This window comes from Flavimaribacter sediminis (assembly GCF_019492055.1).
Taxonomy (GTDB): Bacteria; Pseudomonadota; Alphaproteobacteria; order Rhizobiales; family Rhizobiaceae; genus Flavimaribacter; species Flavimaribacter sediminis.
Map to the genome: position 1 here is coordinate 1 of NZ_JAICBX010000008.1, position 12,482 is coordinate 12,482.

The following is a 12,482-nucleotide window of genomic DNA, read 5'->3' on the forward strand; positions in this document are numbered from 1 at the left end:
CGCCGCCGGCATCCACCGTGACCTCGATCTTGCCGCTGCTCGTTCCGCCGGAACTGGCTGCATACAGGCCGATGCCGCCGCTGCCCGAGACCGTGACGTCCGCTCCGGTGGTCAGCTTCACATCGCCTGCCGAATCCCCCGTATCGCCGCTGCCGGCACTGCCGGCGCTGTTGATTGCGGCGATCCCGTAGGCGTCCTCGCCGGTCACCTCGACCGTCCCGCCGGTGACCGTGAGGGTAATCCAGTCGGCGTCTCCGCCGTCGCCGTCACTGCTTGAGTCGCCGCCCGCACCGCCCTGGCTCAGCGCATAGACGCCGTGCGAGCCGTCGCCGCTCGTCTGAACGGTGACCGACGAGAACGAGATATCGATGGCGCCTGCGTCACCGCCCGAACCATCGCTGGCCGCTCCCGTTCCGCCGTCGCCGCCGAGGCTCGCCAGATAGATGCCGTAGGCATCTTCGCCGGATGTTGTCGCAGAAATCGTCGTAATGGTGCCGGATATGCTGCCACCGGCGCCGCCGGCGCCGCCGTTGCCGTCGCCATGTTCGCCACCCGATCCTCCGTCACCGCCGTCGCCACCCTGGCTGAGCAAGGTGAGCGCGCCCATGGAACCGCCCTCCCCGGTCGTCGTCACGGTCATGACGGAGGTCGAGTCCATCGTGCCCGACACCGGCCCGCCGGCGCCGCCTGCGCCGCCATCGGCGCCTTCGTCAGGAGCTAAAACCCAGTCACCACTGGACGACCCGGTATCGCCGCCGGTTCCGCCAGTGGAGGAGACCAGGATGCCGACGGCATCGTCGGCCGACAGGGAAACGGAGAGTTCGGAGCCCTCCAGCGTCAGTTCGGCGTCACTGCCGTCACCGCCATCGCCGCCATTGCCCCAGCCGGGTTGTACGGCATAATCAAATGTTTCGTCACTGTTCGTTTTGGATTCGTTTCCTCTGCCACCGTTGCCGCCGGCGCTGGACAGGTCAACGCCATACGCGGCTTCACCGCTGTCGTCGGAAATGACGATCGCGCCGTCGACTAGCCCGAGTGAAGCAGTCCCCGCATCGCCACCCGTACCCCCGTCGCCATAGCCATTTGAGGGCGTGTTTCCGACGTAACCGTTCCAATAGGCCTTTGCCTCGCCACCCGCGCCGCCATCGCCGCCCATGCTCAGCACTTCGATGCCCGTTCCGCTGAAGTCCGAAATGGAAATATCGGTATCGGTGACGGTCGTTTCGGCGTCACCGGCAGCACCGCCCGCTCCGCCCGCTCCAGAATAGGCTCTGCACCTGTCTGAATTCTGGCCATCACAACGACCTTCACCGCCATCGCCGCCATTGCCGCCTATGCTCAGCACTTCGATGCCGGTGTAAAGGCCGGACAGATCGATTCCGTAGCTGCTGTTCGGATCGGACAAGTCGCTGATCGTCAGAGTCGCCGTATCGCCGGCGCCGCCGGTTCCTCCGTCGCCTCCATAGACGTCTGAGTCATCAAAACTGTTACCGGTATATTCGGCTTCACCGCCTGTTCCTCCGGCTCCACCAATTGTCGATATTGCTATGCCGGTCTCGCCTTCGGTCTGACTGACGAAACCACCGGTCATGGTGATTGAGGCGGCCGATCCCGCACCGCCGTCACCGCCATCGCCGGCCGTTTCGTGGCGCCCGCTTTTGGATTCTCCGCTATAACCTGCACCACCGACTGTCGTCACAATGATGCTGGTGTCCGTTGCATCGGTAACGCCCCAGGTGTCGCTGCCGTTGGTTCCATCGAAGGTCACAGTAGCCGGAAAAGAAGACGAACCGTCGTCGCCGTCATCCGATCCCCCGGCGCCGGCTTCCGTCAGCGAGATCGCCGTCCCGTCCGAACCGCTGACATCGCCGGTCAGATCCTCGACAACGATCTCATCGACGGCATCCGCTTCAGTATAGCTGATCGGGCCAAGATCGCTGCCGGTGCACGTCACCTTAGTGCCGCTTGTAGAACACGCAGACGAAGCCGGGCTTGCCGATATTGACAGAATCCCCAGACCCGCAAGAACGGCACATTTTGACGGAAACGCTCGCATCGCAACTGATTTCGACCTGCTGATCATAACAAGTAGTTTCCCCTCTGAACTGGTCGTCCCTAGAACCGGATTGCGAGCTTTGCGGAGCCACCGTAGCTTGTGATGCTGTCGGAGAACTGACCGAAGCCTTCGGCCGACAGGCTGAGACGCTCCGTCGCCAGAACCTCCAGCCCCGCCGTCACGTCGAAATAAGTCGTGTCGAACTCGCTGCCGATCGTGAACGGCGCAATGCCCGCCGGGGTGTCGGCAAACGAGGCCGATGTCGCCGGCGCCGCATCCCCCAGGAACTGCGTCAGCCCGACGGAAACGCTCGGTCGGAACAGAACCCCGTTCGCAGCCGCAATCTCGCCCCCGATCTCGATCGAAGGCTGGATGCTGTAATACGTCTGCGCATTGTCGTTGATCGTCAGGCTTGCCCCGCCTGCTCCCGTCTCCGTGAACCCGTTCATGTTGACATGGTCGAAACCGATGTCGACCCGCGGCTTCAGGTACCAGTCGCCGCGCACGAAGGCGTGCGACGCGCTGAGCTGGCCGGAGAACGTCCACAGCGTCTCGTTGCCTTGGGCAAAGTCGGAGGAATAGAGATACCGGGTGATATCGAAGTCGCCATAGCCGCCCGTCAGCGAGGCCGACAGGAGCGTGTTGCCCATCGTGTGCTTGGCCACGACACCGCCCTGGTAGAAGTTACCGTCGCTGTCGGCGATATCGTCCACCGAGAGTGACTGCGTTCCGATGCTGAAGCCGGTTCCAAGGAACCAGTTGTCCTGAAGGGCGAACTGGCCGCCGCCCTCGAACTGCCAGGCGGTCTGTGTGAACGGCCGGTTGGCCGAACTCGACGACCGCTCCATACCAGAGCCGCCGGCCCGCATCCAGGCGCACTGGTCTTCGTCGATGAATCGATAGACCCCGTCACGCACGCTGCAGCTCAGCAGCGCGTCGGAGAAGCGCTGCGCCGAGAACAGCGAGGTGAGCTGGATGTCGGAGGCGATCTGCGAGGCAAACGTATCGAGCGCCGCGATATATTCGTCCTCATCGACGATGTTGAGCAGGGTCGTCAGCTCCTTGCCGAGCCCGCCGTTCTCCAGGACATTCTGAAGGTGGCCCGCAACCGCCGACTGGTTGCGGCTCGCCGACCCCAGAAGGTCGCTGTCGTCCATGCTCACGTCCCACTCGAGCGCGACATAGAAGGAACTGCTGGTGTCAAGCGAATAGTCCGCCGTCGCCGTGTCGCCGATCGTGAGGCCGGAGCTGTCCATGCTGCCGGCCTCGGACAAGGCGATATCGGCGCTGCCGCTGGCCGAGGGCGCCGTGATGACGTTGACGCTGACCGTGCCAGCCATCGTCGCACCCGCCGTCTCGAACACCAGTTCATCCACGGAACTGCCGTCGACATCCACCAGATAAGTCCCGTCGCTGCCCTGCGTGAAGACGCCGGTGATCGTACTTGTCATCACCGACCCGGACCCACCCGGCGAGATGGTGCCGTCATTGGTCAGCGTGCCGCTCGAGCCGATATCGAAGGCCGAGCCAAGGTTCAGCGTAGCGCCGCTGTTGTTGGTGAAGGAGTTCGTATAGTCGGTGTCGAAGTCGACCGCGCCGCTGAAGGTGCCGTTATTGGTGACGGCGAGATCGCCGCCCGAGGTCATCAGTGCATAGATCGATGTGCTGGTGAGATCATCGGTGGTGATCGTGCCGTCATTGGTCAGCGTGTTGCCGTTGCCGTTGACGATGCTGACAGCCGCTGAGGCGTCGTCGGAAGCCGTAATGACTCCACCCGTATCGACGGTGACCTCGATTTGCCCGCTGGTCGTGCCGCCGGAACTGGCTGCATACAGGCCGATGCCGCCGCTGCCCGAGACCGTGACGTCCGCTCCGGTGGTCAGCTTCACATAGCCCGCCGAATCCCCCGTATCGCCGCTGCCGGCACTGCCGGCGCTGCTGATTGCGGCGATCCCGTAGGCGTCCTCCCCGGTGACCTCGACTGTCCCGCCGGTGACCGTGAGGGAAATCCAGTCGGCGTCTCCGCCGTCGCCGTCACTGCTTGAGTCCCCGCCCGCACCGCCTTGGCTCAGCGCATAGACGCCGTGCGAACCGTCGCCGCTCGCCTGGACGGTGACCGAGGAAAACGAGACATCGATGGCGCCTGCGTCACCGCCTGAACCATCACCGGCCTTGCCGGTCCCGCCATCGCCGCCCACGCTCGCCAGATAGATGCCGTAGGCATCGTCGCCCGAGGTCGTCGCAGAAACCGTCGTCATGGTGCCGGATATGCTGCCACCGGCGCCGCCGGCGCCGCCGTTGCCGTCGCCATGTTCGCCACCCGATCCTCCGTCACCGCCGTCGCCACCCTGGCTGAGCAAGGTGAGCGCACCCATGGAACCGCCCTCCCCGGTCGTCGTCACGGTCATGACGGAGCTCGAATCCATTGTGCCGGACACCGACCCGCCATCACCCCCCGCGCCGCCATTGCCGCCTTCGTCCGGATCGTTGGCCCAATCAGTAACATCGCTCGTCGTGGTTCCAACGTCACCACCGCTGTCGCCAACCGAAGACACCAGTATGCCGACGGCATCATCGGCTGACATCGATAACGAGATTTCGGAACCCGTGAGGGTCAGGCTGCTCTCGCCGCCATTCCCGCCGTCGCCGCCGCTTCCCCAGCCGGGATGATCACCGACTGCATCACTCCCTGCGCCGCCAGTATAGGAATCGTTGCCATCACCGCCGGCGCCGCCCGTACTGGATACGACAACGCCATAAATCGCCTCACCGTCGGTGTCGGTCCCAATGATCGCACTGTCTGTGACTGTAAATGCAGCTGTCCCCGCATCACCACCATCACCGCCATCGCCGTACCCGTTGGAGGGCTTGTTCTCGACCTTGTTCGATGCATAGATGGCCTTCGCCAGCCCGCCCTGGCCACCGTTGCCGCCGGTGCTCAGGATTTCGATCCCGGTGTCCGAGAAATCCGAAATCGAAACCTCGGTGTCGGTTATAGTCGCCTTGGCGTCCCCACTTGCACCACCCGCGCCCCCTACCCCGGAATAGGACTTGCACGTCGAATCGCCGGCATCACAACGGGCTTCCCCACCCTGGCCACCTTGACCGCCGGTACTGGCCAGGCTGATCCCGATATCAACCCCTGAGAGATCGATGCCGTAGCTGCTGTCCGGATTGGTCAAATCGCCGATCGTCAGCGTTGCCGTATCCGCGGCGCCGCCCGCGCCACCTGTACCCCCATAGAGATCGGAATCATCGAAGCTGTCGCCGGTGTAACTGCCTTCGCCGCCTTTTCCTCCAGCCCCACCGGTGTTCGATACATCGATACCGGTTCCGCCCTCGGTCTGGCTGACGAAACCGCCGCTCATCGTCAGGGATACGGCCGAACCCGAGCCGCCGTCGCCGCCGTCGCCGCCGGTCTCGTGACGGCCGCTCTTGTTTTCTCCCTCATGCCCCTCCCCGCCCGTCGTCGTCACGATGATGCTGCTGTCCGTCGCATCGGTGACGCCGTATGTATCGCTGCCGTTGGTTCCATCGAAGGTCACAGTAGCCGGAAAAGAAGACGAACCGTCATCGCCGTCATCCGATCCATCGGTGCCTGTTTCGGTAAGCGAGATCGCCGTCCCGTCCGACCCACTGACATCGTCGGTCAGATCCTCCAGGATGATCTCGTCGACGGCATCCGCTTCCGTATAGCTGATTGGACCAAGCCCGCTGCCGGTGCAAGTCGTGATCGTTCCGTCGATGGTGCAGGCGGCTGAGGCAGGTACTGGTTTGAAACAAACAGCAATTAAACTGACTAAAAATATGCCACTGATCAGCGAAACTATTGAAATCTTGTTCTTTAGAAAATGCCAATCACAGCATTCAAACTTCTGGTAAAATCTACTGTTTAGTAGTCGCGGCGCCGTCATACCGAGTTACCTTTGTAACAGCCAAACAAACTACTGGTCATCATTGCTAACAGCTGAATGCTAGTCCATGGACTCTGCTATCTTTAAGCTTGGAGTAACGTATCGAGACGTCCGGCAGAACGTCGTCTGCCGGACTAAAGATTTTGATGCTGAACGAATTCTGGTTGTCGGCCCAATGATATCAGGAAACCAGTAACTCTCTGATTATAAACGTCAACTCATCTGGAAAATATAGAGTGCGATTGCGGTTTTCTGTTATACAACCAGTCTTCAATACTTGTATTCGCAAATTTTCGTCCATCTGAGCCGTTTGCCTCACGCGACTGGTTCAGCTTCTGCACAGACGAGGGTGGAATACCGAAGTATTTGCTGAACGATCGACTAAAGTACGCAGGATCATCGTATCCCGCGGCATTTGCGATCTCGTGAATTTTTCGTTTGCGGGACGAAGGCGATGCAAGTTGAGAATAGGCGCGGTCCAGTCGACGGTTCACGATATAGTGGTTTACGCCCCCGGTTTCCGAAAAATGCCGATAAACTGTCGGTAAGGACATACCGAACTCCTTACTCAGCCTCTCAGGGCCGAGATCAGGATCCGACAGATGCTTGTCCAGATAAGCCTTCATCGCATGTACACGCGCTTCGAAGGTGTTGGGCGTTTCTGGATTCCCAAGGGGCGACAAACAAAGTGCACTTTGCAGCAAACTGCAGAAGCCGTCGCTGACAGCAGAAGCGTCCTCTTTCTGAAGGTTCGGCGCCAAGTCCAGCACCGTATAGAGAGCCTGCTTCAGCATACATCCAATCGGTGACGCGGACGGAAACATGAAGTAGGACGGATGACGACTGGGATCATAACCAACGGCTTCATGAGGAATGACCGCCCCCGCGACCGAGGAATCAGTGATTATGGAACGAAATTCTCGAGTATAATCAAATATATGCACTTCGCCGGGCATGATCACAAAACTACGATCATCGGAAATACCCCGGCTCTCTCCGCCTTTGTAGACTTTCAGCCAAAGATAGTCGCCTGCATTTTTCACATGGCTGCTTTGGCGGCTGAACGACTGGCTGGAGAGAGTGACTTCAGTAAAAATCAGCGATGCCACGAGATAGGACCGTACTCTCTCGTGTACGCCACGCTCGTCATCGTTCGGATTAACGTCATAGATGCCGCGAACGGATTCGCGCCATGCATCGAATATATGCCGTTCACCAACAATAGACGTGTCCAATGCAATTGACGGAATGAGATCGAGATGTTTCGTGTCGTCCAAAATGACCTTCCTTGTTGTCTCGCACACACCAGAAACCACACTATCGCTTAAATGGCCTCCTCATACCCATTAACCTTGTTGTAAAAGCCAATTTTTTCAATTCGATAATGGTTATCGATACAAGAATAGTCCATGGAGAGAACTATCACCAAACATTGGAAAATCATATCAATACCTGGCACGGCGGACCTTTGAGGCATATTGTCGAAAAGGGCGCCAGCTACATGTTATCGCAACAGTTCGAAGAATTTTGGCCCAGTGTTTCCTATTGAAACTATACATGAAAACGACATCATTCCTTCAATGTCGCTGACTGGAAATCGGAGTCAGCATCAGACGTATGGTTTTGCGCTGCCGGTTTTTATGGACGTCCCTGTGCGCCGTTTACAGATTGCCTCACCAGGCAATCATGGCAAGACGTTCGCAAGCAACCATCCATTACGCTTCGTAAAAGTACATAATACGAGAATAAAAACAAAATTTTAATGTATAAGTTAATTTTGCTATTCTGCTGCAATTGGAGGAATACTTGGCCCGCTTATGAGGGTTCTTGATGCTATACCATCAATTGTACTCGACAAATCCGTTGGCGCTGAGAAAGATTTGTTCGACGCTTGGCGGGAAATCGTTCGCGATTGCTATGATGTCAACCCGAACCAGGATGTTATCGCTCCATCGGAAAAACTCAAAGAATGGTTAGTCGATTCTCTCATCTTTTCAGATGTTTGTATCTCAAGCCAGTCATTCAGCCGCCATCATGATCATCACAAGACAGCAAGCGACTATCTTTCACTTCAAATCTACACAAAGGGAGAACGCCGCGGTATTGTAAACGAAGAATCTTCCAGTATGAAACCCGGCGAAGCACACATATTTGACTTCTCGCGCGAGTTTCACTCGTTTTCCGGGAATTCGGATGTAGTCGGGGTCGTAATCCCGCACGATGCCATAGGATACGATCCGGGCCGGCATCCAGCCTACTTTCGTGCCTACGAGTGGATCTCCAGCAAATTGTTTGTCACATATCGCGTTTGGCTACCCCGTTTCCGGGGCGCGCGGTTCGAGTCCAAAAAAATTAGCCTGAGCTCGGAAGATAAGGTGGTTGGGGCTCAGAATGCTGCCACTATCCTGGCGTTGAAGCCGTTGGCAATCGCCCCGTCGCCATACTGGCCCTCATAAGCAGCGCCGATGGTGACGGTGTCGGAGGCGACGAAATCGATGCCGGCTTCGACAACCGCCGCATCCTCGGCAATCGGCGCGCCAAGCACCGAGAACGGCGTGCTGCCGGCAATGGTGAAGGTCGAGGCCGGATCGATGTCGCCGAAGGCATGACGCCAGCCGGCCATGCCGGTCAGACGCGCACTGTCGGTTACAGCAACGGCGGCGCGCAGCCCCAGCGTCGTGAAGGTGGTGCTGGTCGTCTGCGACGGCGAGGCCAGCGCCGCCATGCCCCCGGTCTCGGCAAAGGCGTTGGTCTTCAGGCTGATGTATGAGACACCGGCAAAGGGCTCGAAGGTGGCCGCACCCGTCGTCATCCGGTAGCCGGCCTCGGCGAAGAACTGATACGAACGGGCGTCGTAATCGGCAACGAGCTGTTCCGACACCGGATTGGTGACAAACCGGGAACTGTCGACCGAATGCCATGTGTAGAGGGCGCCGAGGCTCAAGACCGCATTGCCGTTGTCGGCGCCGCCATAGACGCCGAGCGTGTAGCTGTTTGCATCGGCTTCGGAAGCCCGCGCATCGACGGAGGTATCGGTGCGGCTGTAGCCGACGAGAATGCCGAGGCGTGCGTAGTCTCCGATCTTGCGGTCGAAGCCTGCGACGACGCCATAGAGGTCGCTGTCGGCCGCGGCGGTGTTGAAGGTGGCGTCGGTCGAAATCCAGTCGCCATAGCCGGTGATCCAGAAGCCGTTCACGGCATCGGAGATATCGCCATAGGCTGCAACAGACGTATTGGCGTCCGTTCCGTCGAAGGCATTGTGGATGCGGTCGTTGACGGCGCCGGCCGTCCGCTGGCCATTCTCCAACAGCGCCCCCTTCAGCGAGGCATGGGCTTCGCCGGAAAGCTGGTCGTAGGCGTCGCGGACCTCTTCTTCCGTTTCGATCATTAAAATAGCGCCGATCAGGGACGTGCTGCCCGGCAGGCCGTCCAGCGCACCTGCCACGGAACGCTGGTTCGGGGTTTCCGCAAAGGTTGCGAATGGAAGCTGTTCGACCAAGACATAGACATGGTCGTCGCCGATGCCGTCATCGTCATAGGAAAGGAATGGCGATAGAAACAGCGACGGAGTCGACAGTTCGACGCCATCGAAGGTCGTTGTCAGTTGCGTCTGGCTGGTCAGGACGACGACATCGCCCATGCCGGTGGAGGCATAGTCTCCGGCGAGCATCACCGTGCCGTCGAGTGTGGCTGTACCCTCGACCGTCAGGCCCTGATCGGATGTCGTGCCGTCCATCTCGACGAGGTAATAGGAGCCGCTGTTGAAGGTGACGTCGCCGGTGGCCGTGCCGGACCCGCCCAGCGTGCCGCCGCTCATGACGTTGACCGGCCCGCCGAGCATGTTCTCGATCGCCAGCGTGCCGCCGTAGATATTCGTCGTCTTCGCTAAGCAGCAACTGTCGCCGAAACCGCTGCTGTCTCCGGTCAGACGGGTGAAACCTGCAAAATGCTCGATGGTCGCCCGTCCATAGTCCGATGACATATCGGGCGCAAACTCGTACAGGCCCGTCTCGTCGGTGTGGTTGAAGACAAGAGTAGCCCATCCCGCGTCGAAGAGAAGACTGGGTGTGTCGAGCGTGCCGGGTGCGGCTGCGGTTTCACCTGCGGCGGCGCCGATGTTCAGCGTGCCCTCGACACTGTCTCTCGCAATAGCGACCTCCGGTGACGATACGAGGCCGCCATTCGAAAGTGTCAGCGAGCCGTTCGAGTAACTCCCGACAACTAGACCGATCGAGTTGGTCCAGGTGGAATTCGGTCCGGAAACAGTGACAACACCCTCTGATGGTGACAGGTAACCGATGTAGCCGGTGGTGCTGCTGACCATCCCGCCATCTGCAATGGACAGTGCCGCAGCGCCTTTCAATCCGACAAAAAGATTGCCCGAATTCGTCCAGGTCGAGCCGGCTCCGGAAACCGTCACAGTCCCTTCCGAGCCGGATGCCTCACCAATATAACCCGCCGTATTGGTAACCACCCCGCCGTCCTCGATGGTCAACGTGCCGTCACCCTCGTAGCCAACATAAAGATTGCCGGAATTCGTCCAGCTTGAGTTCGAGCCCATGACGGTAGCTGTTCCCTCGGAGCCGGAGTTCACTCCGAGGTAGCTGTTCGTGGCCGAGACGGAGCCGCCTTGCTCGATCTTCAGCGTGCCCGCCCCCGACAAACCCATGTAGATTTCATTGGCGTTCGTCCATGTGGATCCTGCTCCGGTGACGGTCACGGCTCCTTCGGTACCGCTCGTCTCTCCGACGTAGGCGTAATCATTGCTGACCATGCCGCCATCGGCGATTGTCAAAGTACCGGTACCGGCGACGCCGACATAGAGTTGTTTTGACATGGACCACATCGAGCCGGCGCCCGACACAAACACTGCGCCGTCGGAGCCGGCGGCGTCGCCGATTGCGCCATAGCTGCCGCCAAGCACGCCGCCGCCGGTAATGGCGAGGGTGCCGCCCTCGGCATAGGTACGGCCGGCAAAGCCGCTGCTGTCGCCCGTCAGGTTCGTGTAGCCGGCGAGGTGCTCTATGGTCGACAATCCGCCGCCGGAGGACATACCGGGCGCGAATTCGTAAGCACCAGTTGTATCCGTGTGATTGAAGATGAGCTTGCCTGTTCCATCACCGAAGGCGAGCGTTGACGCGTCCAGCGTGCCGGGGGCAGCCGGGGCTTCGCCCGCCGCAGCGCCGATGTTCAGCGTACCTTTTGAACCTGACGACTGGGCGATGCTCATATCCGTTGCCGACACAAGACCGCCCTCCCTGATGGTCAGCGTTCCGTCGCCGCCCAATCCGATCGAGAAGACGGCTCCTGTGTTTGTCCATGTCGATCCCGCGCCGGAAACCGTGGCTGCGCTGGCCGTACCACCAGGCAGGGCAATAAGGGTCGTTTCGGTGGTAACCGATCCGCCGTCTTCGATCGTCAGGGCGCCGGATCCCACGATGCCGACGAACATGGTGTCGCTCGTCCACGATGAACCGCTTCCGGAAACCGTCGCAACGGCTGGGGATCCGGATCCTATAGCCAGATTGGTCACTTCATTCGTTACGGTAGCACCATCATTAATCAAGAGCGAACCCGAGCCACCCTGACCAATGTTCAAACTGCTGGTTGCCAGACTCGAGCCGGTCCCCGTCACCTCGACCAGTCCGGTCGCACCAGTTTCAACGCCGACAACGACCGCACCGGTGTTGACGACTGTCCCGCCATTTTCGACAGTGAGCGTACCGGTTCCGGCATTGCCGACATACAATGTCGTGGTATTGTTCCACTGCGAATTTGCGCCGGTCACCGTTGCCGTGCCGAGCGAACCCGGTGTCGAACCGATGCTGGCGAGATTCGAGGTCACCAGGCCTCCGTCCTCGACCGTCAGCGTGCCGTCTGCCGCATAGCCGACGATGAGTTCACCGGATGCAATGTCCAGGGTCGAGCCAGCGCCGCTGATCGTCGCTTCACCGACGGCGTCCCCGCTATAACCTATAAGTGTGTCCGCGTTCGCGGTCACTGTCGCGCCGTCCTCGACGCGAAGCGTTCCTGTCCCCAATGTGCCTACTGAAATGTTATCGGCCACTGTGATCATCGAGTCGGCGCCGGTGACAATCAGTGTGCCGGTCGAATTGACGCCATGCCCCAGGCTGAGGAAACCTGCGGTTTGGGCAATCCCGCCGGAACTAATGGTCAATTCGCCGTTCGCGCCGGCCGTCGAGCCGAGAGTCAGATTCCTGGTTTGTGCCGGCGCATCCGGATCCTGATCCGTTATCTGCACCGTTTCGCCGGTTGTGTCGACAATGACGTCCTGTGTTCCGTCAGGAAGCAGATCGGTATCCCAATTGGTCGGGTTGAACCAGTCGACGTCGCCGACTTCGTTGTCCCAGGATTGCGCAAAAGAGAAACTGGATGCAAACAGCCAGAACAAGACCGCGTATACCGCAGAATTCTGTTTGATACACATGAATATATTCCCCGCCAAATAATTGATAAAAAATTTCTTATTCTTATTAATGTTCATAATATTT

General features: G+C 59.4%; 3 protein-coding genes and 1 pseudogene. All 4 read right to left on the reverse strand.

Annotation, left to right across the window (positions count from 1 at the left end; all coding sequences use genetic code 11):
• Positions 1-1,954 (reverse strand): annotated as a pseudogene (locus K1W69_RS26010) (hypothetical protein); the annotation flags it as partial.
• A gap of 161 nt (positions 1,955-2,115) precedes the next feature.
• On the reverse strand, positions 2,116-5,970 hold the full coding sequence (locus K1W69_RS26015; RefSeq protein ID WP_220231415.1) for an autotransporter outer membrane beta-barrel domain-containing protein: 3,855 nt from the start codon (positions 5,968-5,970) through the stop codon (positions 2,116-2,118).
• Positions 5,971-6,188: 218 nt separating this feature from the next.
• Positions 6,189-7,247 carry a helix-turn-helix domain-containing protein gene (locus K1W69_RS26020; RefSeq protein ID WP_220231416.1) on the reverse strand — a complete coding sequence of 353 codons (1,059 nt, stop codon included), beginning with the start codon at positions 7,245-7,247 and terminating at the stop codon, positions 6,189-6,191.
• Positions 7,248-8,356: 1,109 nt separating this feature from the next.
• Positions 8,357-12,418, reverse strand: a complete 4,062-nt coding sequence (locus tag K1W69_RS26025) for an autotransporter domain-containing protein (protein ID WP_220231417.1) — start codon at positions 12,416-12,418, stop codon at positions 8,357-8,359.
• Positions 12,419-12,482: the final 64 nt, after the last annotated feature.